Origin of the sequence: Maricaulis maris, from assembly GCF_003634045.1 — a bacterium.
In the GTDB taxonomy this organism is placed as follows: domain Bacteria; phylum Pseudomonadota; class Alphaproteobacteria; order Caulobacterales; family Maricaulaceae; genus Maricaulis; species Maricaulis maris.
In genome coordinates this window covers 192147-215999 of sequence record NZ_RBIM01000006.1, presented here as the reverse complement: position 1 = coordinate 215999, position 23853 = coordinate 192147, and the positions used below count along the sequence as shown (strand labels likewise).

Below are 23853 nucleotides of genomic sequence, written 5' to 3'. Positions count from 1 at the left end.
GACGCGATGACGCTTGCCGACCCGGCAAATCCCCGCCCGCGCCTGATCCTGGCCAGTGCCTCGCCCCGTCGCTTCGACCTGTTGAGCGGGGCGGGACTGACACCCGACGCGGTCGAACCCACCCATATCGACGAGCACGAAATCCCCGGCGAGCTGCCCGGGCCTCTGGCGCTGCGCCTGGCGCAGGAAAAGGCCATGGCCCATCCGGGCAGCGCTGATGGCTATATCCTCGCCGCCGACACGGTGGTTGGCGTCGGTCGTCGCATCCTGCCCAAGACAGAAGACGAAGCCGAAGCGCGTCGTTGTCTGGAGCTCCTGTCCGGCCGCAATCACCGGGTTTTCACCGGCATCGCTGCCCGCGCGCCGGATGGCCGCTTTGCCGCGCGGGTTGTCGAGACACGCGTCAAGTTCAAACGCCTGTCCAGGCCCGAGATCGACGCCTACATCGCCTCGGGTGAATGGCGCGGCAAGGCGGGCGGCTATGCCATCCAGGGCCGGGCCGGGTGTTTCGTGATCAATCTGATCGGCTCCTTCACCGGCGTTGTCGGCCTGCCGCTCTATGAGACCGCCAATCTGCTGAACGGGCTGGGCTATCCGGTCACCGCGCGGATGGGCGAGGGAGGTTCAGCATGAACCGGCAGATCCTGATCGAGGAAAATATCGGCGAAACACGGGCCGCCGTGGCCGAGAATGGCCGCATCGTCGAGCTGCACCTGGACCGTTGGTCCGAAGCCGGACAGCGGGCGGTGGAAGGCGAGATTTACCGCGGTCGCATCCGTCGCGTTGAGCCGGCGCTGAATGCCGCCTTTGTTGATCTCGGTGTCGGCGAGGAGGGGTTCCTGCCCTTCGGCAAGGCCGGCCGGCCCAAGGGGTTGCACGAAGGCGCGGCCATTGGCGTGCGCATTGCCCGCGAGGCCTATGCCGAGAAGGGCCCAAATCTCGGCCTCGTCGAGGTCGAGCCGGGTGAAGCGCCAGACTGCCTGGAGCCCGCCGACATCCTGGCCCAGCGTCTTGTGCGGACCTTCAGCGATGCCGAGCCGGTCTGGGCCGATGAGACCGATTACGATCTTGAGGAAGCCTTCGACGAGGCGCTGGAGCCACAGGTCGCCATTCCCGGCGGTGGTTCGCTCTATATCGAGGCGACGCGGGCCATGACGACGATTGATGTCGATGCCGATGGCCGCAAGGGGCAGGGCAATGCTGCGCAGCTGGCTGTCCAGCTCAACAATTCGGCAGCCAAGGAAGCCGCCCGCCAGGCCCGCATGCGCGGGATTGGCGGCATGATCGCGATTGATTTCGTACACATGCGCGGCCAGCCGGACCGCAAGGCCGTCGAGCAGACCCTGCGCGGCGCCTTCCGGCGTGACCGGGCCAAGGTCGATGTCGCCCCGCTCTCGCAATTCTGCATCGGTGAGATTGCCCGCCAGCGTCGCGGTCGCACCCTGGCCGAAATCATGCTGGAGACGGATGGTCGTCCGACCGTCGAAACGGCAGCCCTGGCGGCCCTGCGCCGGCTGGAAGGCGAGGCACGGTCCGACCGGGCGCGCAAGCTGCGCCTGACCGTTGGTGCCGAGGTGTATGCCTGGTTGGACGGCGATAGTATTGCCTGGCGCGCCGCGCTCGCTGATCGGATCGGCCCGCGCTTCGAGCTCGCTGAGAGCGCGGAGCTTGATCGCGAAACCTGCCGTGTGGCCCGCGCCTGAGTCTGTCTACGCCGACCGCCTCCCCCTGAAGGAGCCAAGATCATGAAATGTCCGATTTGCCGCCAGCCCGCCGCCCCTGATTTCAAGCCCTTCTGTTCAAAACGCTGTGCCGATGTCGATCTGGGCAAATGGGTCAGCGGATCCTATGCCATTCCCGGCGAGCCTGCAGACGTCGCCGAAGACAATCCGGCCAGCAAGGAAGATCAATAGGGACACGCGCGGGCGCGGCCCGATGCCGGTGACTGCCACCGGTTGTGATTTCGCTGAAAAGAGCCATGGACACGCCTTCATGGCCGACCTATAAACCGCGCTCTCGATTGGCTGCCGAGGCAGTTCTTCGACACGGTGCCCGGGTAGCTCAGGGGTAGAGCAGCGGATTGAAAATCCGCGTGTCGGTGGTTCAATTCCGCCCCCGGGCACCATTTATCTCCCGAACATGTATGTATTTCAGGATGCGCGCCGGACCGCGCGGCGTCGGCACACGGGGGATTTGCGCGTCACGCGGCGCGGGACAGCAGGCTCTGTAGCGTTGTTTCGATCAGCGGGGCCGGGGTTTTCATGTCCTTGCCGATGACCGCACCGGTGAAAATCTCGTAGCCGGCATCAATGCCGAACTGGAGTTGTTCGGCGGTGTCGACCTGGGTGAGCGCACCGCGTGCCCCGACGCGCCGGATGGAGATCGCTTGGTCGACAAGCTTCTTGACGACGCCATCGCTCAGGCCGGTGTGGGCCCATTTGCGTTCCAGCGACGAGCTGTAGATGGCGATCGAACAATTTTCGAACCGGTTGAGCCGGACCGTGCCGGGTTCGATCTTCGCCAGCAGGTTGGACCCGAAAATCCGCATCGATCGGAACAATTCTTCCATCTGGCCGATCGGCGCTCCGTCGGGAATATTGTCGACGCGGATGTAGAAATACTTCCGTTGGGCCTGGGGAATGTTCTGGAGAATGGAGAAGTACCGGATCCGGTCCTGCGTGCCGATCACGGTCTCGTAATTGACCGGAATGACGACCGCGCACTTCTTGCCGCGGGCCAGCTGTTTCAGAAAGCCGCGCTGAGCCGTCGTTGCAACCGCATGATCCATCGCCTGCAGAATATCGGGATCACGATTGCCGAGGAGCGTCTGACGCCCGTAAAGGTCAGTCCCGTTGTGATGGCGGTGTGGCAGGCAGAAATTGGCGGTGATGTACTTGAATTTGGCATCCCATGACGGCTTGAAAATGATCTCGTCCCATTCCGCTGTCGGTACCTTGAACGGCAGTGTCGACAGCTTGTCGAGATCGGCAGTGGCGTCGATGCTCGGCGGCAAGTCCCCGACGATTTGCGACAGGGCCGGATCGGGGAGGCTGGGTGATTTGTGCTTTGACAGATCACGTGAGGTGGACGCGCCTGACCGGCGATCAATGTCGCGCCAGTTTCCGGCGGCATCCGTCTTCGGCACAACCTTGATGGCACTCCTGCTCGCCTGGCCGATTTCTGCCGCTTGCGATACATCGCTGCGTTTGACCAGTTCGGCGAATTCCGCGACCGACAACTCTTTGGTTTGCGAGCTGATTTCGAGATTTTTGAGAATCCGGTCGCCCAAGAAGTAGTGGTTCAGTCCATCGGATAGTTCGGCGGTTTTCCGCACGGCATCGGCGCCGGAGAGCGTCGAGAATACCAGTATGAAGCCGCCCCGACAGCGGACCAGAACGTCATCCTTGGCGAGGCGCTTTTCAATGTACTGGGCGGAAACGCTGTAGATCTTCTTGCGCACTTCGATCCATTGCTCACCGACCTCGTTCTTGATCATGTCCAGGTTGATCCACTGGAAATGACCAATATCGATTCCGTCGCGTCCGGTCAGGGCCGTTTTGATCCGGTCGAGAACATCAGATGTCACAATATCAATCCATCAAAGGTGCAATCCGGAGAGGCTAGATGGATACGTGTTAATGTGTCGTTCGATAGCTGATGGCAACCGTTCGCAGTGCTGCAATATTTTGTAACTTGCTGATAATGATAAGAAAATAGGCCTCATATGTTATTCGCATCCCGGTTTCTCGAGCGATAACACTCATTGCGTCCGGCATACGCCCCCGGCCGGATAAACAAAGTTGGGCCGGGGGCGGGTTTCCCCGCCGGAAGGCGAGGCGATTGCGGAGGTGAGTCCGGCGTTACACCAGTTCTTTCAGCGTCTCCGCGCTGAAATCCTCCAGCTCGCCAAAGCGACCATCGCGGACCTTGGCGGCCCATTCCGGATCCGAGATAAGGGCGCGGCCGACGGCGACGAGGTCGAATTCGTTGCGTTCCATCCGCTCGATCAGCCCGTCGAGTGAGGCAGCAGGCGAGTTCTCGCCCATGAAGGCGCCGATGAAGTCGGAGTTGAGGCCGACCGAGCCGACCGTGATGGCCGGCTTGCCGGTCAGTTTGCGGGTCCAGCCGGCGAGATTGAGGTCGGAGCCCTCGAATTCCGGGATCCAGAAGCGCCGCGTCGAGGCATGGAAAATATCGACACCGGCATCGGAGAGCGGGCCGAGGAATTCGCCCAGCAATTCGGGCGTGTCGGCGAGGCGGGCATTATAGTCCTGCTGTTTCCATTGCGAGTAGCGCAGGATGAGCGGCAGGTCGGCCGGGATTTCGGCGCGGATGGCCTTGACGATTTCCTGCACAATCGTGGTGCGCTCGACCAGCCCGCCGCCAAAGCGGTCATCGCGTTGGTTCATGCCCTCCCAGAAGAACTGGTCGAGCAGATAGCCATGGGCGCCGTGCATCTCGATGGCGTCAAAGCCGATCTCGGCAGCGGCCTTGGCTGCCTTGGCGAAGGCGGCGATCGTGTCGGCAATATCCTCGGCACTCATCGGCTCGCCGACCTGTTTGCCGCCCGGGACAATGCCCGACGGGCTGTCGGATTTGGCGTCCGGGTGCGGGCCGGTGCCCGGCTTGCGGGCCAAGCCGACATGCCAGAGCTGCGGCGCGATCTTGCCACCGGCGCCGTGGACGGCGTCAACAACGCGCTTCCAGCCGTCCAGCGAGGCGGAATCATGAAAGTTCGGTATGGCGGGGTCGAAGCTGGCGCCGGGCCGGTCGACAGTGGTGCCCTCGGTGATGATCAGGCCGACGGCATTCTCGGCCCGGCGGCGATAATAGTCGACGACGGGCTGCCCCGGCACGCCGCCCGGGCTTTTCGAGCGCGTCATCGGGGCCATCACGATGCGGTTGGGCAGTGTCAGCGAGCCCAGGGAGAAGGGCTTGAAGAGGGCGGAAGTCGAGGTCATGCGGGCATCCTTGCGAAATCAGTTGCGCCAAGACGTAGTGAAGTCTGCGACAAAATCGACCCTTCGGTATGTATTCGGGTCATGCATTTTGCGGCGGTGCAGCAAGCGGGCGCGCAATTTCCGGCGCGCGGCCTTGTCGAAATCGACGTGCAGGCAGGGATAGGCGGGCTTGCGGCACGCTTGTAGAAGAGGCGGATGGTCGCCACTGCTTCGTCCCATCATTTGCCCTTCAATGCCCGCTTCGTGCGCTCGGTCTGCGCGCGGCAGGGTTGGCGTCATGTCGATCTGGATGGCGGTGCGGGCTATCTGTTTGCGGTCGAGGCCGATGGCGCGCGTGTCTTGTGCGGATCCGGTGCGGTCTGCGCCTATCCGACCAATTCGGCGACCGCCTACACGATCGCACGCGACAAGGCCTTCACGGCCTCGGTCTTGGCGGCGGCCGGTTTGGCGCATGTTCCGACCGAGCTCTGGTTCGTCGAGACGGCCCGCCGGCATTTGCGCCCACCCGGTCGCGAGCGCGCCGACCTTGAGGCCGGGGCCGCTGCCCGGACCTATCCCCTGTTTGCCAAACCCAATCGCGGCGCTCATGGCGATTTTGCTGAACGCATCCCGGATGCGGCCGGCTTGCGGGATTATCTCGCCCGGATCGCTCCGGTGCACGATCAGATCGTGATCCAACCGCTTGTCGAGGCCGCGGAATATCGGGTGTTTGTGGTCGGCGGGCAGGCTCGCTTTCAATACGGCAAGAGCGAAGGCGGTCTGACCGGCGATGGCGTGTCGAATTGGGCGGACCTGTTTGCGGCGCTCAATGCGCAGCTGCAAGCCGATGCGCTGAGCCCGGTGATTGATGGTCTTTTCGAGACCGGGTTGGCCGCGATCGGCGCGGCGCCATCGGACATCGCCGGCACGGGGCAGCGCCTGCCGCTTGCCGGGCGCCGTAATCTGGCGACCGGCGGATATCCGGTCGGCTTTTGCACCAAGGTCGATCCGGCACTGGGCGCGCTTGCAATTGCCGCCACCGCGGCGCTGGGCCTTGATGTGGCCGGTGTCGACATTTTTGCGCCGGCTGCGGGTGATCCGCTGGTCCTGGAGGTCAATGCCAATCCGAGTTTTTCCTCGCTGGAATCCTTGGGTGAGACAGCGCTGGCCGAGGCGATCTGGACCGACGTCCTGGGCCGTGCCCTGGCAGCGGCGCGATGAGGGTGAGCACGCTCAACCTGCCGCGCTTTGGCGCCGGGATCGGCCTGGCGCGGACGGCGTTGATCGCGCAGCGTCTCGGGCTGGATCTGGCCGCGCTGGGCCGGCGATCGGTTGTCATTGCCGGCAGCAATGGCAAGGGCAGTGTCGCGCGCATGCTGGCCAGCCTGTTTGCCGGGGCGGGCGAGCGGACGGGTCTGTTCACCTCGCCGCATCTGCATGCGTTCAATGAGCGCTTTGAGATCGCCGGGACGCCGATTGATGACGCTGTGCTCGAGAGGCTGGAAGCCCGCGTCGCGAGCGCCATCGCGGATCATCTCGTGGCATGTCCCGGAGATCAGCCGGCCGCGTTTGAAGCCGGTTTCCTGACGGCGCTGTTGTGGTTTGAGGAGGCGGGTGCCGACCGTCTTGTCATCGAGGCAGGCATTGGCGGGCGTTATGATCCGACCCGGCTCCTGCGGGCGCCACATGTCGCACTGGTCAGTCTAGATGCCGAACACATGCCGCTGCTCGGCACGACGCTGCGCGAGGTTGCACTGGACAAGCTGGATGTGGCGCCGCCCGGCGCACGGGTTGTACTTGGGCGCAGCCTGGCCGGCGAACGCGCTGCCATCGAGACGGTCGCCGGTCTGAAGGATGTCGTCGTCACTTGGGTCGCCGATGTGTGGCTGGCGCCACGCTCGTCGGACAGCTTGTCCGGCCATGCGGTCAGGCTGACCCATGGCGAGCGTGGCAGGCTGGACATGACAATGGCGATGCATGGTCGTTTCCAAGCGGACAATCTGGAAGTGGCGCTCGACGTGTTTGCGGGCGCTCGCCCCGACCTGTTCGCGGCCGGGTGGCCGTCCTTGATCGCTTCGGCGCTGGCGGGTTGCCGCAATCCGGCCCGGATGGAGTGTTTCGACCGCGGTCCCGGCCTGATCCTCGATGCCGGCCATACGCCGGCGGGGATTGGCGCGGCTGTCGAGAGTGTCCAGACCTTGCTGGACGGGCGGCCGGCGACCCTGTTGCTGGGCATGTCGGCCGACAAGCCGGTCGCGGCCATGCTCGACGTGGTCGCGCCAGCCTTTGACACTGTGATCGTGTCGGCCGCTGCCGGCGGCGTGCCGACGGCAGAGCTGGCAGCCGCTTACTTGCAGCGGCAGCCGGCGGCGCGGGTAAGGCAGGCGGCGGATGCCGACGCCGCGTTGGCGCTGGCCTGCGAGGATGGCGACGACCGGATATTGGTGGCGCTGGGCGGGCTGTTCTGGGCTGCTGCCGTGCGCGAGGCTTGGCTGGCGACAACAGCGACCACTTGCGCCGAGTAGAAAACGGTGTTCACTTTTCTCCGTCCGCTGAAGATGCGGTATGGGAGAAAACATGTCCGCGACTGATTTTGATGTGTTGATCGTCGGGGCCGGCCTGTCCGGTATCGGCGCTGCCTATCACCTGCAAACACGCAGCCCCGGCCGCAGTTATGCGATCCTGGAATCGCGTGACGCGATCGGCGGCACCTGGGACTTGTTTCGCTATCCCGGTATCCGTTCGGACAGCGACATGTACACATTCGGCTATGCCTTCCGGCCGTGGACCGGCGGCAAGGCCTTCGCCGACGGCCCCTCGATCCGGCAATATGTCCGCGATACCGCCAGCGAGAACGGGATCGACTGCCATATCCGCTTTGGCCACAAGGTGTTAGCCGCCAATTGGGACAGCGCCAGCGCGCGCTGGCAGGTCCGCTCAACCGACGGGCAGGGCGGTGAGACGGTCCTGACGGCCCGCTTCGTCATGCTGTGCTCGGGTTATTATCGCTACGACCAGGGCTATCTGCCGGAATTCGCTGGCTATGATGATTTCAAGGGCGCCATTGTCCATCCGCAGCATTGGGACAATGCGCTGGACTATGCCGGCAAGAAGGTCGTGATCATCGGCTCCGGCGCGACGGCCGTCACGCTGGTTCCGGCGATGGCTGACAGTGCCGCCCATGTCACCATGTTGCAGCGCTCACCGACCTATATCGCGGCGCGTCCCTCGCGCGATGTGATTGCCGAGACGCTGCGCAAGGCCCTGCCGGCCAAGCTCGCCTATCTGCTGTCGCGCATCAAGAATATCGGCTTGGCGATCTATGTGTATCAGCTCTCCAAGCGCTGGCCGGACTTTGTGAAGAAGGCGGTGATCAAGGCGGTCCGGGACGAGTTGGGCGAGGGCTTTGACGTCGAGACACATTTCACGCCGCGCTATAATCCCTGGGACCAGCGCTTCTGCCTGGCGCCCGATGGCGACTTTTTCCAGGCGCTGAAATCCGGCAAGGCGGACATCGTCACCGACCATGTCGAGCGTTTCACCGAAACCGGTATCCAGCTGAAATCCGGCGAACATATCGAAGCCGACATCATTGTCCCGGCGACGGGTCTGGAGATGCAATTGGCTGGCGCGGCGCAGATTTCGCGCGATGGCGTCGTGGTCGATCCGGCCGATCTTTATACCTATCGCGGCATGATGCTGGGCGATGTACCCAATCTGGCGCTGGCCTTCGGATATACCAATGCATCCTGGACCTTGAAGGTCGATCTGACCTGCGAGCGGGTCTGCCGCATGCTCAACCACATGAAAAAGACCGGCACCGATATCGCCGTGCCGAACGTGCCCGCCGACATCACCCCGGAACCCTTGCTCGATTTCTCCTCGGGCTATGTCCAGCGGGCGATCGCCCACTTGCCCAAACAGGGCGATCGGGCGCCGTGGAAGACCTATCAGAACTATCTGCAGGACATGCTGACCATCCGCTTCGGCAAGCTGGAGGACGGTTACATGACCTTCTCGAAGGCCCCGGAACCGGTGCGGCAGCTGAGCGCCCGGGAGGCAGCAGAATGAGCGGGCGTTTCGACTATGCCGGCCGCACCGCGCTGATCACCGGCGCGGCGAGCGGTATCGGCGCGGCGCTGGCCGCTGGTCTGGCGGCGCGCGGGGCGCATCTGATCCTGGTCGACATCAATGCCGAGGGCCTTGAGGCGGTGGCGGTCCCGCTGCGTGAGGACGGCTGCAATGTCTCGACTTTTGTCGTCGACATGGCCGATGCGGCGGCCATCGCCAAACTGGCATCGGATGTCGCGACCGCGGGCGATCCGGTGCATCTGCTGATCAACAATGCCGGCATCGCGTTGGGCGGGATGTTCGAAGAGGTCGAGATGGCCGATTTCGAACGCGTTTTGGACATCAATCTTTATGGCGTCATCCGCATGACCCGGGCTTTCCTGCCGGCGCTCCGGGCCGTCGAGGACGCGCATATCGTCAATATTTCCAGTATTTTCGGCATTATCGCGCCGGCGGGTCAGGCGGCTTATTCGACGGCCAAGTTCGGCGTGCGCGGATTTTCCAACGTGCTGCGCCACGAACTGGCAGGCTCGTCCATCGGTGTGACCACGGTCCATCCGGGCGGGATCGCGACCAATATCGCCGCCAGCGCCAAACCACCGCCCGGTGCGTCCGAGGCCGAGATCGCGGCCGCCAAGCGGCAAACCCAGCGCCTTTTGGTGATGCCGCCGGCTGAAGCGGCCCGCATCATCCTTAAGGGCGTTGCGCGCAAGAAACCGCGAATCTTCGTGGGCCGTGACGCCCACACCATGATGTGGTTCGAGCGGATTTTCCCGACCCGCTACTGGTCACTCATGCAAAAAATGGTCGGCGCCAAGCGCGCCTCCTAGGGGATTTTCATGCTCACGGTTCTTTCCAGCGTCATTGTCGGCATCATCCTGGTCATCTTGCTGGTGATCTTCATCGCCTGGCGTTTCAGTCATATGGTGGCGGGCAAGGCGGCGGCCGCCCTGCCGCCACGAGGACGCTTCACCGATGTTGCCGGTGGGCGCCTGCACTGGGTCGAGAAGGGCGACGGGCAACCCGTCGTGATGATCCACGGGCTTGGCGGCAACCACCATAATTTCACCTATGCCATGACCGATCGCCTCGCCGCCGCCGGCTATCGTGCCATTGCCATCGACCGGCCCGGCTGTGGCTGGTCCGAGCGCGACAGTGACGAGCAGGCGCGGGTGCCTGAACAGGCCCGCATGATCGCCGAGATGCTGGAGAAGGAGGGCATAGACAAGCCGCTCCTGGTCGGTCATTCGCTCGGCGGGGCAGTGTCACTGGCCCTGGCTGTCAATCATCCCGACCGCGTTGGCGGGCTGGCCCTCGTCTCGGCCCTGGTCACCCCGCCGGATGCACCGTCGGAAGCCTTTGCCGGCATCAATGTCGCCAATCCGCGTGTGCGCCGTTTCATCGCCGAGACGCTCGCCGTCCCGATGTCGATCCGCAATGGCGCCAAGACGTTGGCGATCATTTTCGGACCGGATGCCGCGCCGGAGGATTTCCGCGTTCGCGGTGGCGGCCTGCTCTCGCTGCGTCCGGATGCCTTCTACGCCGCTGCGACCGATCTGACCGCGGTGGAACGCGACATGGCCGGCATCACCGCCCGGATCGGCGAGATCACTGTTCCGGTCGGCCTGTTCTACGGCATGGATGACCGCATCCTCTCAGCCCCCGAACAAATCGCCGCCCTGACGGCTGCCCTGCCTGATGCTGATGTCGAGACGATGGAAGCGCGCGGCCACATGCCGCCGATCATCGAGCCGGAGCGGCTGCAGGCGTTTGTGGAGCGTATGGCGGGGAAGCTGGGTTAGGGGGGCTTCCTAAGGTTGTTCACCCGGGCTGAAGCCTTGAGACTGGTTGTTGCGAAAGAATCAGCCATCGAGGAGAGCCCGCCCAGATGCCCGCGCAAACGGTGCTTTGCAATATCGCTTCATTTAGCGGTGTTTGGTTCGACCGCACCCGCATGTTGCTCGAAGTGCTTTGTTCGGCAGTACGCGCTATGCGTGGAATTCTATCCACACTTATCTACGATGCCGTTCCCACCATATCTTGCATGCTCAATCTCATTGTGCACGAAATATAGATATGAAGAGCGATTCTCTAGTGGGAAGAGCGGCATTGGGGGATTTAACTTTGAGCGATGGCCGAACTTTCTGAGACATTCGGAAACGTTTACGATTACAAAACGTTACAGGCTTTGACGCCCTATATCGGCTATCCAACTGCACGTATGTTGTTCTTGATGGGTTATAAAGACCTGTTCGCAATCGCCGAAGCACGGCCCACTAATATCCGATATCTGCCACATGTCGGGCCGGAGCGATTTTCAAAAATTGTTGAGTGTCTCAACTCGGTTGGTTTGGATTTTGACTATTCAGATGCCGGACCGAAATCTCTTATGGACAATTTCGGGATAAATTCACCCTAACTCGGGATTTCCGCGGTGATAAGGTTGCCATCGACCTTTGACAGCGCCTCGACCTTTCCAAACTCATACTCGGTTGCAGGAAACATTAGATCGAAAGGCGGCATAGTATACTCAGTGGCCTCGGCAAACTCTGCCAAGATCTCGTATAGGGCCATCGCGAAGGCCTTTGTGACGGCATATGCCCGATTAACCTTGCCGGTATCTTCCTCATAGCCCGCCAGGAGCTTGGCCGAGAAAATATTCTCTGCGACGTTGGACCCGTAGTCTGACCGGAGGCGAGATACAATCGTGTGATCTGAAACTGCGTCGCCAAGCGCGCGGCGAATTTCTGAGATGTATCTTGGTTCAACCATCCACACAGACGGGACGATTGCGTTCTCGCACAAGCCTCTGCGCGTGCTTTCGCCGTCGCCTGTAATATCCGTGACAGCGGATTCACAAAAGTGGGTCGCAGCTCGAATTGTGTTGTGGAGCCTCAATATTTTGAACGCGCTGAGAGGATAACGTCGATGTAGCGCATCAACGTCGCTGCGGCCGATTGTGTTGGGCCCAGAATAAAAGTCAGCGGCCGCCCCATTCAATTGGTTGGATAGTCCGACGGCGAACTTTTCCAATGCCGTCGTTAGTGGCGACACGGCGTTTTGAAGGTGAGAAAAACTACCGGTGACGAAAAAGAGATCGCAATTTCGGAATTCTAGAACCTGATCATCAGAGAAATCGCCGACGCACAATGACTTAAACTGCGCCGTATTGTCGATTACGTACCGGCGCTTCGCGGGGCGAAGCTTACGTTCTTTGTCCCGAATCTCGTCAGTCGTGAGCCCAGTGGCACTGAGCTCATTCGTGTCGAATTCGTCCTTGGTCAGAACGAAGGGTATGTCGGTTGCTGGATACATCACCATCCACTGAAACTAGACACAACTTAAACTAACCACAATGAAAACGTGTGCAAGTGCCGCAATCGGGCTAAATCACGTTTGACTTTAGAAAAGTCGTTGAGCAGCAGATGATTAAACCCGATATGCGGCACTTCAATTGGCCTGCATTGTTACAAAACCGTCACCAATCGAACGAAAGCTTCGAATAATGCGATGAAATCCCCAGGGGATGCGCTCATCGTCCCTCACTCCCCTCAAGCCTGAGTCAACGACATGGCGCCCGCCAGCAATTCGCCACCTACTCCGCACCGATGCAATCGGGAAGGAGGTGAACTAAGCATGGAAATTGTTAGCGTGATTTCGTCGGAAATGCTCAATGTAGCGATCGGTGTGGCGGGACTAGTGCTAGGCTGCATAAGCTTGCTGCTGCAGCTCATCGATAAATCCGGGCGCCGCTAGGTTGGAAAGCGGCGAGTAACGCGTGAAAATGGCAACGATCTGAAGGCGCGAGATGCGCCTTTTTCTTTGCGGCCCCTTTTTTGAAAAAAAATACATCAATCTAAGAAATAAATGGTGACAGGCACCCATTCCCGGCGCGAGGCACAGACCGGCCCATACATCCCATGTCAGCCAGCGGGCCGTATCCGGTTCTTGAGGTCAAGGGCGGCGTAGCCGCCGCTTCGCGGGCATGCCCCTTGAGCTCAAGAACCGGATACGGCGTTCTCTCGGCGAGGGATTTATGGCGGGGTGAGCGCCGCGCGCCGCGTGTAAAACAACGTGTTCCCTCTCCCCAGGGCGAGGGTGGCCGGAGGCCGGGTGAGGGGGGAACCTCGGTGCCGGCCTCGCTGATCCCCCTCATCCGTCGCTTCGCGACACCGTCTCCCCCGGGAGAAGGACGCGCCCCGCCTCACTCCACCACGGCCAGCAAGTCCTTGGCATCAACCTGCGTACCTGCGCTGACCGGCAAGCGTTTGACCGTGCCGGCCTGGGGTGCGGTGATCGAGGTTTCCATTTTCATGGCTTCCAGGGTCATCAGCAGGGTGCCCGCCTTGACGGTGTCGCCTTCCTTGGCGGCGAGGGTGGCGATCAGTCCGGGCATGGGGGCAGGGATGTGGGCCGGATTGGCCATGTCGGCCTTTTCATTGGCGATGACGGTGGAGGCGACGGACTTGTCGTCGACGCGGACCACGCGCGGCTGACCATTGAGTTCGAAGAAGACTTCCCGCTCGCCATGATCATTGGGCTCGCCGATTGCCATGAAGCGGATATTGAGTGACTTGCCGCGGTCGATCTCGACGGAAATCTCCTCGCCCGGCTCCATGCCATAAAAGAAGACCGGCGTGGGCAGGCGGTCGACGCGGCCGAATTCGCTGCGATGGGCCTCATAATCGGCGAAGACCTTGGGGTACATTATGGCCGAACACAGGTCGTTATCGTTGATCTCGCGCCCGCCATGGCCCTTGATCGTCGCACGCACGGCGTCGAAATCGACCGGGTCGAGATGTTGGCCGGGACGGTCGGTGCGCGGCTTTTCGCCTTTCAGCGCCTTGGCCTGAAGCGCCGGCGGCCAGTCGCCCGGTGGTTGGCCGAGATCACCGCGCAACAAGCCGATCACGCTTTCCGGGAAATTGATCTCGGTATCCGGGTCCAGCACGTCTTCCGGCGTCAGGCCGGACGAGACCATGTAGAGCGCCATGTCGCCGACCACCTTGGAGGAGGGCGTCACCTTGACGATATCGCCGAACATCATGTTCACCGCGGCATACATCTTGGCGACTTCATGCCAACGCTCGGCCAGCCCCATCGAGCGGGCCTGTTCCTTGAGATTGGTGAATTGCCCGCCCGGCATTTCGTGCAGATAGACCTCCGACGCGCCGGCCCGCAGGTCGGGCTCGAAAGCGGCGTATTGCGTGCGCACGTCCTCCCAGTAGTCCGAGAAGCGGCGGATCACCGCCGGGTCGATCCCGGTGGCGCGATCGGTATCGCCCAGCGCGGTGACGATGGAGCCGAGATTGGGCTGGGAGGTCAGGCCGGAGAAACTGTCCATCGCCGCATCGACGGCATCGGCGCCCGCCTCGCAGGCCGCCAGAACCGTTGCTGCGGCGATGCCCGACGTATCATGCGTGTGGTAGTGGATCGGCAGTCCGGTCTCGTCCTTGAGCGCTTTCACCAGGGTGCGGATCTGGGCCGGGCGGCACAGGCCGGCCATGTCCTTGATGCCGATGATATGCGCGCCGGCGGATTTCAGCTCGCGGGCGAGGCCGAGATAATAATCGAGCTGGTATTTCGGCCGCTCGGCATGCCCGAGATCGCCGGTATAGCAGATCGCCGCTTCGCACAGCCGGTCGGTCTTGAGCACCGACTCCATGGCGACTTTCATGTTGTCGGCCCAGTTGAGACTGTCGAACACCCGGAAGACGTCGATCCCGGTTTCGGCCGCCTGTTTCACAAACAGGTCGACGGCATTGTCGGGATAATTGGTGTAGCCGACAGCGTTGGAGGCGCGCAGCAGCATCTGCAGCATGACGTTCGGCATGCGCTGGCGCAGGTCGGCGAGACGGTCCCAGCTGTCTTCTTTCAGGAAGCGCAGGGCGACGTCAAAGGTGGCACCGCCCCAGCATTCGACCGAGAAAAGCTGGGAGAGATGTTCCGCATAGGCTTCCGACACGGTGACCATGTCGTGCGAGCGCATGCGGGTGGCCAGCAAGGATTGGTGACCATCGCGCATGGTGGTGTCGGTGATCAGTACGCGTTTTTGGGCCAACATCCAGTCGCGAAAGCCCTCCGGTCCCAGCTGGTCGAGCAATTGCTTGGTGCCGTCTGGCGCCTTGCCGGTGCTGGGCGGCGGCACCGGCGTGACGGCATGGGCCGGCGGCAGCGGGCGGCCGGCTACCTCCGGATTGCCATTGACCGAGACGTCGGCGATGAAGCCGAGCAAACGTGTGGCGCGGTCGCGGCGCTTGGGGAAGTCGAACAGGGCCGGCGTGGTGTCGATGAAGCGGGTGGTGATGTCACCGGAGACAAAGTCCGGGTGATTGATGACGTTTTCCAGGAAGGCGATATTGGTCGAGACGCCGCGGATGCGAAACTCGCGCAGCGCCCGGTCCATCCGGCGCACGGCTTCTTCCGGCGTTGCTGCCCAGGCCGTGACCTTCTCCAGCAGGCTGTCGAAATAGCGCGTGATCACGGCGCCGGAATAGGCCGTGCCGCCATCGAGACGGATGCCGAAACCGGTGGCGCCGCGATAGGCGGTGATGCGGCCATAATCCGGGGTGAAATTATTCTGCGGGTCTTCCGTGGTGACCCGGCATTGCAGGGCGTGGCCGTGCAGGGTGATTTTCGACTGTTCGGGGACACCGGTCTCGGACTCGATACCGATATGGCCGCCACGGGCGATCTGGATCTGGGCACGGACAATGTCGATCCCGGTCACTTCCTCGGTCACGGTATGTTCGACCTGGACGCGCGGATTGACCTCGATGAAGTAGAATTTCCCGGTCTCGGCATCGAGCAGGAATTCCACCGTCCCGGCGCCGCAATATCCCGCATGGCGCACCAGCCGCAGGGCCGCTTCGCAGATCGCGGTGCGGGTGTCCTCGGCCATGTCCGGTGCCGGGGCGCGTTCGACGACTTTCTGGTTGCGGCGCTGGACGGTGCAGTCGCGCTCGTAGAGATGGACCAGATTGCCATGGCTGTCGCCGAGGATTTGGACCTCGATATGGCGCGCCTTGCGGATCAGTTTTTCCAGATAGACCTCGCCATTGCCGAAGGCGGCTTCGGCCTCGCGGCGACCGGCTTCGGCCTGGGCGTGCAGCTCGCTGGCCTCCTCGATCACCCGCATGCCGCGGCCGCCACCGCCCCAGCTCGCCTTGAGCATGAGCGGATATCCGACGGCTTCGGCCATCGCGGCCCAGTCATCGGAAGCGTCGGGCAGGGGGCCTGTCGCAGGGACCACCGGTACGTCCGCCTCGACGGCCATGTTTCGGGCGGCTACCTTGTTGCCGAGGGATTTCATCACATCCGGTGAGGGACCGATGAAGGTCAGGCCGGCGGCGGCGCAGGCCTCGGCGAAGTCCGGGTTTTCCGACAGGAATCCATAGCCGGGATGGATCAGCGTCGCGCCGCACTTCTTGGCAATCGCGATGATGCCGTCAATGTCGAGATAGGCTTTCACCGGCCCGAGACCGGCGCCCACGCGATAGCTCTCATCCGCCTTGAAACGGTGCAAAGCGAGTTTATCTTCCTCGGCATAGATCGCGACCGTGCGCAGGCCGAGCTCGGTGGCGGCGCGCATGATGCGGATGGCGATTTCACTGCGATTGGCGACGAGGAGTTTTTCGGTAGGCAAGTGAAGTCTCCTGGGGCAGCAGGGTGGCACGCGCCGGTCAGCGCGTTGGTAACGTTACCATAACGCTCGCTTCACGCCGGATGAAAGCGAAATATTGCACTGCGGCAGATGAGGGTGACGCGTTTTCATGGCTGCGGCAAGGGACGTCGGATCGGGGCGCCGCTACCGGGATTTGCCCCTCACCCTGACCCTCTCGCTGTATGGGCCGGGGAGGGGGCAAGTGGCAGGAGCGGGAAGGCGAGGTCTCTTTCTGTGAGCCTGCTTCGATCAGACCCGCGCCCGCGCACACGCCGCCTTAAATCCCTTGCCGGCAGTTCGCCGTATCCGGTTCTTGAACTCAAGGGGCATGCCCGCGGAGCGGCGGCTTTGCCGCCCTTGACCTCAAGAACCGGATACGGCCCGCTGGCTGACAAGTGATCTATGGGCGGGTCCGCGCCGGGCGCCATACCAAAGCGACTTTCTGTCGATTTCGACAGTGTAGTGGCTCCAAATTACTGTTCCCAAGGCGATTTTTTCATGTGATCTGGTCCTGCCCCCAAGTGTCTGCGGATGCCCGTAATATGTAAGTATTTTAGATTAATACGGTCGGTGTAGGCGCTTAATGCCAATTATCGCTTGTCTTGTGAGCGCTAATATGTAATGAACTCATTACATGAGGTGTTGAGATGATGTCTCCGGACACGATGGATGCGGTTTTTCAGGCGCTCGCGAGCACAACGCGGCGGGCGATGCTCGATATTGTCCGCAATGAGCCGGGCTGCTCGGTCGGGGCGGTGGCCGGCCGTTTCGATGTCAGCCGGATCGCGGTGATGCGCCATCTGTCCGTGCTGGAAGAGGCCGGTCTCATCATCTCGGACAAGCGCGGTCGGACGCGGCATCTCTACATGAATGCCGTGCCGATCCAGATGATCCATGACCGGTGGACGAGCGAGTATTCCGCGCTCTGGTCGGGCCGCATGCTGGACATCAAATATCTCGCTGAACAGCGCCGGGCCCAAGAGGGGGATGGTGCGGAAACTGACGATATTGCTCACAAGAAGGGGGAGCCAGGATGAGTGAAGCACACGCCAAAACCCTGTCCGGGGAAATCCGGACCTCGATGTACCGGGTTGTGATCCGGGCGACGATCGACCAGGTCTGGTCCGAACTGATCCGGACTGACCGGCCTTTGCCGTTCTTTTTCAACGGCCAGTATGACACGCCGGGCCTCAAGGATGGCGCCGCCTTTGCCATGCGCACGCCCGACGGCAAGCACACGCTGGTCATGGGCAAGGTGATCGAGTTCGAGCCGCCTTATCGCTATGCGCACACTTTCCGCTTCACCACGGCGGAGGATCCGGTCTCGATCGTGCGCTATCTCCTCAAGGAAGTTGAGGGCGGAGTCGAGTTCACGCTGATCAATGAACATGCCGGCAGCGACGCCGTCTCGAAGTCCGAAAAGCAGATGGCCCAGGGCGCCAAGTTTATCTGCGAAAATCTCAAGGCGCTGGTTGAAACCGGCAAGGCCACGACCGGCGGACGCATGATGTTGTTCATGTTCTCGCTGATGGCGCCGATGACACCGAAATCCGCGTTGAGCAGCAACTGGCCGCTTGAGCGCGCGCCGGACCTTGCGGCGATCAAGACTGTTGAGGAGGCCTGAGCATGGCAAGTTCACCGGAAGACATGGCGCGGTCGATGATCGCCAACATGCCGGAAAAGACCGGCAAAACGCTCGATGAATGGGTTGCGATCGTCAAGGCCAGCGGTCTGGAGAAGCACGGCGAGATGGTCAAGCTGCTCAAGAGCGAGCACGGCATGACCCATGGCTTTGCCAATCTCGTGGCGCATGAGGTCAGGGGTGGGGTGGTGTCGGCGCCGGCTCCGGCTGATGATCTCGTCGCCGCGCAATATGCCGGCCCCAAGGCCGGGCTGAAGCCGATCCATGACAGGCTGGTCGAGGCTGTGTCGGGATTTGGCAAGGATGTCGAGCTGGCCCCGAAAAAGGCCTATGTCTCGCTGCGCCGGGCCAAGCAGTTTGGCCTGATCCAACCGTCGACCAAGGCGCGGGTTGATCTCGGCCTCAATCTCAAAGGGGTGGAGCCGTCTGGCCGGCTGGAAGCGTCCGGCTCCTTCAATGCCATGTGCACGCACCGGGTCCGGCTTGATGGCGTTGATGCGGTCGATGCCGAGATTCTGGGCTGGCTGAAGCAGGCGTATGATGCGGCTGGTTAGCCCGGCGCGGTTTATTGCTGGACAGAGCTGCCGGGCTTCGGCAGGGTGGGGGTGAAATCTTGTTGGAAGGTGGCGTTATGCGTCAATTGACGGGTAAAATCGTGCAAACAGGCCGGGGCGGGGCATTCGCCGCGCTTGGCGTGTCTGCGCGTCGTCTTCCGCTCATTTCAATTATTACCGTCATAGCGCCACATGGAGCGACGACGTTCACGACCTGACCCCTTAATTAGGTTTCGTGCAGTTTGACCCCGCTCCTGGCACCAGGAGCGGGGTTTTTTCTGTGCGGCCCTGCGGAGCGATTGCATGACCCTGCCTGCCAAAACCCGCCCGTCTGCGGCGACCCCTCCGTCGGACCCCCGTCTGGCGGCGGCCTTTGACCATGTCGACCAGCTGCGCGCCGACGGTTTCGGCGGCATTTTGCGGGCCCCGCTGATCGCATCGCCCGGCCTCGCCGCAGCGGCGGGCTGCGAGCTGTATGTGAAACTGGAAAATCTCCAGGTCACCGGATCGTTCAAGGAGCGCGGCGCCTTCGCGCGCATGGCTGCGCTGTCGCCGGAGGAGCGGGCGCGCGGCGTGGTCGCGGCGTCAGCCGGCAATCACGCCCAGGGCGTGGCGCGCAGCGCCGCCGCGATGGGGATTGGTGCGCGGGTTTTCATGCCGGTCGGGACGCCGATGGTGAAGGTGCATGCGACGCGTGGCTTCGGCGCCGAGGTCGAGATCGCCGGCGAGGATTTCGACGCTGCCAAGGCGCTGGCCCAGGCCGCGGCGCGCGAGACCGGTGCCGTTTTCATCCATCCGTTCGACGATCCTGTCGTGCTGGCCGGGCAGGGTACGGTGGCGATGGAGATGCTCGAGGACCAGCCCGACCTCGACGTGCTGGTCTTCCCGGTCGGCGGCGGCGGCTTGGCGGCCGGAGCCGGCCTCGCGGCGCGGCGCATCAAGCCGGAGATCGAGCTGGTCGGCGTCCAGTCCGATCTCTTCCCGGCGTTTGCCAACCGGTATCATGGCGAGGATCGTCCGGTCGGTGGTTTCACGCTGGCCGAAGGCATAGCCGTGCGCGAGCCCGGCGGGTTGACCGGTGATTTGCTGATGGACCTGCTCGACGATGTCCTGCTGGTCGACGAGCGCCAGATCGAGCGGGCCCTCAACCTGTTCATCTCCCAGATGCGTGTCCTGCCCGAAGGCGCCGGAGCGGCCGGTCTGGCAGCGGTGTTGGCCAATCCGGACCGGTTTGCCGACCGCAAGGTCGGCCTGGTCCTGTCCGGTGGTAATGTCGATACCCGGCTCCTGTCGTCACTCTTGCTGCGCGATCTTGCCCGCTCGCACCGGCTAGCCCGGTTCCGGATCGAGCTGGTCGATGTGCCGGGACAGCTCTCCGCCGTGTCGGACATCATTTCGCGCGAGGATGGCAATGTGACCGATGTCGCCTATCACAAGACCTTTTCCGACCTGCCGGCCAAGGTGACCTATATCGACATCTCGCTGGAGGCGCAGGACGGCGTCCATATGGACCGGATCCGCAGCGCCCTGCAGGCGGCCGGTTTCCGGGTCGAGCTTGCCGGCTACTGAGCTTTTCTGTCCAACAGGCTTTGAAATGTCACACGGGCTGGTTACCGGTAACGCACGCCCCACATCCGACCGCCCGCGAGGAGAGCATCATGAAATTCTTTGTCGACACTGCCGAAACGTCCGAGATCGCCGAGCTGGCCGAGGCCGGTCTGGTTGACGGCGTCACCACCAATCCCTCGCTGATCGCCAAGTCGGGCCGTGATTTTCTCGAAGTGGTCAAGGAAATCTGTGATCTCGTCGACGGTCCGGTCAGTGCTGAAGTGACCGCGCTCGACGCGCCTGCGATGATCTCCGAGGGCAAGAAACTGGCTGAGTTGGCGGACAATGTCGTGGTCAAGCTGCCGCTGACCTTTGAAGGCCTCAAGGCCTGTCAGGCGCTCACCGCAGCCAATATCCAGACCAATGTGACGCTGTGCTTCTCGGCCAATCAGGGCCTGCTCGCCGCCAAGGCGGGCGCCACCTATGTCTCGCCCTTCATCGGACGCCTCGATGATCTCGGTGTCGATGGCATGGAGCTGATCGCCAATCTGCGCACGATTTTCGACAATTACGCCTTCGACACCCAGATACTGGCGGCCTCGATCCGCTCCGCCGACCATGTCCAGCAATGCGCCCTGCTCGGTGCTGATGTCGCCACCGTGCCGCCATCGGTCCTGAAAAACCTGGTCAAGCACTCGCTGACCGACAAGGGTCTGGAAGCCTTCATGGCCGATTGGAAGAAGACCGGTCAGAGCATTCTCTGACGGGTCGCGAATGAGCCGGTCGGAACGCTGCGCTGAAAGCGTGTCAGGTCGGTCAGCTCAATCTGTGGATGACTTGCGGCGAGCGGATCGCTAGGCTGGTCCTTCCTTTTCGGGGAGGGGCGCATGCAGTTCACCGGGCATTTTGACGCCGATCTGGCCACCCAGCCGACCAAGCGGGCAGCCTATTCCGACCGCACGGCCTGGCTGATGTCGGTGATGTCGCTGTTCGCCTATCTGCCATTCGAGGACCCGTTCGACCAAACCGCCCTGCGCCGGGTCGCCGAAGCCCTGGCCAGCAAAACCGACGCGACCGAGATCATGGCCGAGTTGTCACGCCTGATCCGTCCCGGTGAGGGCGAGGCCGGTCGTGAGAAATTGCGCGGCCTGCTGGGCGAGTTTGATTTTGAACTCCTCAAGACCATCAGTCTGAGCGAAGGCCTGCGGCATGATACGCAATGCTTCATCGCCCGGCTCAGCCGTGAGCCGGAAGCGGGAAAACCGCCCGAGGACATGCTGGTCCTGTCCTTCCGCGGCACCGAGCCGACGCGGATGGCAGACTTGCGCACCGACCTCGATCTGGAATTGATGGAATTGCCGCACGGCCTCTCGCTGGAAGCCGGGGTCGCCAAGGTCCACAAGGGGTTTTACCTCGCCTATCGCTCGGTCGAGGACCAGATCGCGGCGATTCTCACGCGCGATGACTGCAAGGGCCTGCCGCTTTTCGTCACCGGGCACAGCCTGGGCGGTGGCCTGGCCGTTGTGGCGACCCGTTTCGTCGCCAACGGGTCACGCGGTGCCTGTTACACATTCGGTTCCCCGCGCGTGTCGAACCAAGCCTTCACGAACCAGATATTCACGCCGGTCTACCGGATTGTGAATGCAGCCGATATCGTGACGGCCGTGCCACTGAACTCGACCGTAATCAATGCGACCCGCATGCTCATTCGCTGGCTTCCGGTGGTGTCGAAACTTTCGCCTTATCTCGAAAGGGTCCGCGAATACCGGCATGGCGGCGACCTGCGCTATCTCGGCCCAGCCACGCCCTCGCAAACCGCGAGCGGGCAGATCGACTTTCCCGGCATGCGTTTCCTGAACAATCCCAGCCTGATCGAGCGCTGGTGGCAGAGCGGGCGACGCTTGATCATGAGCTGGTGGCGGGCTGGTCTCGAAGATCATGCCATCGAGACCTATATCGCCAAGCTGGCCTATTATGCCCGACTGCGTCAGCTCATGCGGGCCAGTCTCAACCCGCCACAACCGCCTGCCGCGACAGAGATGGACGGCGATGCGGTTAGCCATCAGTGAAAACGGGACGTGTCGCGGTTTATGGCGGCGTGTGCGCTTCAGGCGCCCTCGGCGCGACACAAAGGTCGGAAAAGCCGGGACACGCACCCGTCAAACCGACCCCATGCCACACGCGACGCCCCACCCGGTCACACCTTGATGCTGATCCCGTCGCGCGGCGCGGCCTTGCCTTCCAGCAGTGATTTGTAGACCGACAGGGCGCCCTCGCTTCCCGCCTCACTGCGAAAGTCGAAATAGTCCGGAGCAGCAGCCGCGAATGTGCGCCAAGCCGCCTTGTAGCGCTGGTCAAATGCCTCCGGCCCCAAGGATTTGATCAGGGTGCGGGCGGCGTCGGGCGCGAAGAAGAATTGCGGTTTTGGCGGCGGCAGGTCGCGCGGCGGGGCGGACTTCTCCCAATGCGCGCCACCGACCCGGATATTGCCGGCAAGGCGACCGGCCAGTGCGGTGTGAAGGGCGCGGTTGAGATCGGCATCGCCGGCAAAATCGACAATCGCGGCCGGCCGGGCCGGGTCGAGACTGTCCACCGCATCATAGGTCGTAACCGCGTCATAAAGGTCCAACCCGGTGACGAAATCGGCATTGCGCGTCGAGGTGAGGCCGATGGCCTGTCGCCCGCCGCCGGCTTTCAGGGCGAAGGCGAGGGCGATGGCGGTCTTGCTGGACGCGCTGGTGAGCAGGATCGGCGCATCGGTGAAACCATTGGCGTCATCGCGCAGGAAGAAGTCGAGCAGCCAGGCGGTGATGAAGAGCGGCTGCAATACCATCTGCGCCGCTTCGCCGTTTTCGGTCCAGCCGGGATCGGCGCTGCAGCGGACATAATTATTGTAGGCGGGCGGCAATTCGGCGCGGTGCGGTGCGGTGTCGATGAAGGCGCCGGGCGTGATCTTGCCGGGGCTGACGATCAGCTCGCTGGCGGCCGGGAAATAGCCATATAGGCGTTCGCCGACGGCCAGCCCTTCGACCCGGCTTTCGGCGATGTCAGCAAAGCCCCAGACCGGCAGGCGGCAGCGATCGTCGGTGCCGGGAAAGAAGTCCCAATAGCGCATCGCATCACCGAAGGCGGCATAGGTGATATTGTTCGCCGTCAGCGCGAAGCTGTCGACGGCAAGGCGAGCTTCGCCATCGGCCAGCGGGCGGGCTGTCTCCTCGATGATGCGCACGTCGGTGATGGTCTTGCGGTCGATGGACAAGGCCCAATTCATGATCTCTCTCCCGTTGTTCGACCGTCTTGGCGGTCTGTTGCGAGGCAGAGTTGCCGGGTTCCCGCGGACGATCAAGCCGCGATGTTGGCGCTTGGGCCGCCGCGCACCCAGTACGCCGGATAGTGGCGTGAAAAATGATCGGGGCTGCAATCGGTGCGCGCCAT

General features: G+C 62.5%; 19 protein-coding genes and 1 tRNA gene. 15 read left to right on the top strand and 5 right to left on the bottom strand.

The window, feature by feature from the left end; genetic code table 11:
- Window positions 1-6 precede the first annotated feature (6 nt).
- From C7435_RS13600 to C7435_RS13585, 4 genes are all read left to right on the top strand, one after another.
- Window positions 7-633: a Maf family nucleotide pyrophosphatase gene (locus tag C7435_RS13600; protein WP_075189571.1), complete on the top strand. Its 627-nt coding sequence runs from the start codon at window positions 7-9 to the stop codon at window positions 631-633.
- On the top strand, window positions 630-1703 hold the full coding sequence (locus C7435_RS13595) for a ribonuclease E/G (RefSeq protein WP_121212104.1): 1074 nt from the start codon (window positions 630-632) through the stop codon (window positions 1701-1703). The genes C7435_RS13600 and C7435_RS13595 overlap by 4 nt, the downstream gene beginning before the upstream one ends.
- A gap of 42 nt (window positions 1704-1745) precedes the next feature.
- Entirely contained in the window at window positions 1746-1913 is a 168-nt protein-coding gene (locus C7435_RS13590; protein WP_075189573.1) for a DNA gyrase inhibitor YacG, read from the top strand.
- A 137-nt stretch (window positions 1914-2050) separates the two neighbouring features.
- Window positions 2051-2125: transfer RNA gene (locus tag C7435_RS13585), tRNA-Phe, on the top strand.
- 75 nt (window positions 2126-2200) lie between these two features.
- Here C7435_RS13585 and C7435_RS13580 read toward each other — a convergent pair.
- Window positions 2201-3586, bottom strand: a complete 1386-nt coding sequence (locus C7435_RS13580) for a hypothetical protein (RefSeq protein ID WP_075189574.1) — start codon at window positions 3584-3586, stop codon at window positions 2201-2203.
- 274 nt (window positions 3587-3860) lie between these two features.
- Window positions 3861-4961, bottom strand: coding sequence for an NADH:flavin oxidoreductase (locus C7435_RS13575; protein ID WP_121212103.1), 1101 nt, complete (start codon window positions 4959-4961; stop codon window positions 3861-3863).
- Window positions 4962-5156: 195 nt separating this feature from the next.
- On the opposite strand from C7435_RS13575, the gene C7435_RS13570 reads away from it, so the two are divergent.
- From C7435_RS13570 to C7435_RS13550, 5 genes are read left to right on the top strand one after another with little or no spacing between them, the layout of a single operon-like run.
- Entirely contained in the window at window positions 5157-6161 is a 1005-nt protein-coding gene (locus tag C7435_RS13570) for an ATP-grasp domain-containing protein (RefSeq protein WP_121212102.1), read from the top strand.
- Window positions 6158-7465, top strand: a complete 1308-nt coding sequence (locus tag C7435_RS13565) for a bifunctional folylpolyglutamate synthase/dihydrofolate synthase (RefSeq protein ID WP_121212101.1) — start codon at window positions 6158-6160, stop codon at window positions 7463-7465. Before C7435_RS13570 ends, C7435_RS13565 begins: the two co-directional genes overlap by 4 nt.
- A gap of 52 nt (window positions 7466-7517) precedes the next feature.
- Window positions 7518-9011, top strand: a complete 1494-nt coding sequence (locus C7435_RS13560; RefSeq protein ID WP_121212161.1) for a flavin-containing monooxygenase — start codon at window positions 7518-7520, stop codon at window positions 9009-9011.
- Complete coding sequence (locus tag C7435_RS13555; RefSeq protein WP_121212100.1) at window positions 9008-9841, top strand: SDR family NAD(P)-dependent oxidoreductase; 834 nt, start codon at window positions 9008-9010, stop codon at window positions 9839-9841. Before C7435_RS13560 ends, C7435_RS13555 begins: the two co-directional genes overlap by 4 nt.
- A 9-nt stretch (window positions 9842-9850) precedes the next feature.
- Window positions 9851-10813, top strand: coding sequence for an alpha/beta fold hydrolase (locus C7435_RS13550; protein WP_075189579.1), 963 nt, complete (start codon window positions 9851-9853; stop codon window positions 10811-10813).
- Between the two features lie 613 nt (window positions 10814-11426).
- Here the strand turns inward: C7435_RS13550 and C7435_RS13545 are convergent.
- Both C7435_RS13545 and C7435_RS13540 read right to left on the bottom strand, forming a co-directional pair.
- On the bottom strand, window positions 11427-12326 hold the full coding sequence (locus C7435_RS13545; RefSeq protein WP_233350779.1) for a hypothetical protein: 900 nt from the start codon (window positions 12324-12326) through the stop codon (window positions 11427-11429).
- An 889-nt stretch (window positions 12327-13215) separates the two neighbouring features.
- The gene (locus tag C7435_RS13540) at window positions 13216-16656 is read right to left on the bottom strand and encodes a pyruvate carboxylase (protein ID WP_121212099.1); all 3441 of its coding nucleotides are present in this window, start codon (window positions 16654-16656) and stop codon (window positions 13216-13218) included.
- Between the two features lie 665 nt (window positions 16657-17321).
- Here C7435_RS13540 and C7435_RS13535 point away from each other — a divergent pair.
- The 6 genes from C7435_RS13535 to C7435_RS13510 all read left to right on the top strand — a co-directional run bounded on the left by C7435_RS13535 (window position 17322) and on the right by C7435_RS13510 (window position 22487).
- Window positions 17322-17711: an ArsR/SmtB family transcription factor gene (locus C7435_RS13535; protein ID WP_121212098.1), complete on the top strand. Its 390-nt coding sequence runs from the start codon at window positions 17322-17324 to the stop codon at window positions 17709-17711.
- Window positions 17708-18298, top strand: coding sequence for an SRPBCC domain-containing protein (locus tag C7435_RS13530; protein ID WP_121212097.1), 591 nt, complete (start codon window positions 17708-17710; stop codon window positions 18296-18298). Before C7435_RS13535 ends, C7435_RS13530 begins: the two co-directional genes overlap by 4 nt.
- Before the next feature lie 2 nt (window positions 18299-18300).
- Window positions 18301-18870, top strand: a complete 570-nt coding sequence (locus C7435_RS13525) for a DUF4287 domain-containing protein (RefSeq protein WP_121212096.1) — start codon at window positions 18301-18303, stop codon at window positions 18868-18870.
- Window positions 18871-19173: 303 nt separating this feature from the next.
- Window positions 19174-20439 carry a threonine ammonia-lyase gene (locus C7435_RS13520; protein ID WP_121212095.1) on the top strand — a complete coding sequence of 422 codons (1266 nt, stop codon included), beginning with the start codon at window positions 19174-19176 and terminating at the stop codon, window positions 20437-20439.
- Window positions 20440-20528: 89 nt separating this feature from the next.
- Window positions 20529-21182, top strand: coding sequence for a fructose-6-phosphate aldolase (gene fsa, locus C7435_RS13515; protein ID WP_075189586.1), 654 nt, complete (start codon window positions 20529-20531; stop codon window positions 21180-21182).
- A 123-nt stretch (window positions 21183-21305) separates the two neighbouring features.
- A complete protein-coding gene (locus C7435_RS13510) occupies window positions 21306-22487 on the top strand; it encodes a lipase family protein (protein ID WP_121212094.1) in 1182 nt (393 codons plus the stop codon).
- Window positions 22488-22615: 128 nt separating this feature from the next.
- Here C7435_RS13510 and C7435_RS13505 read toward each other — a convergent pair whose 3' ends face one another.
- Window positions 22616-23689 (bottom strand): DUF2855 family protein, encoded by a 1074-nt coding sequence (locus tag C7435_RS13505; protein WP_121212093.1) that lies wholly within the window; start codon window positions 23687-23689, stop codon window positions 22616-22618.
- Window positions 23690-23853: the final 164 nt, after the last annotated feature.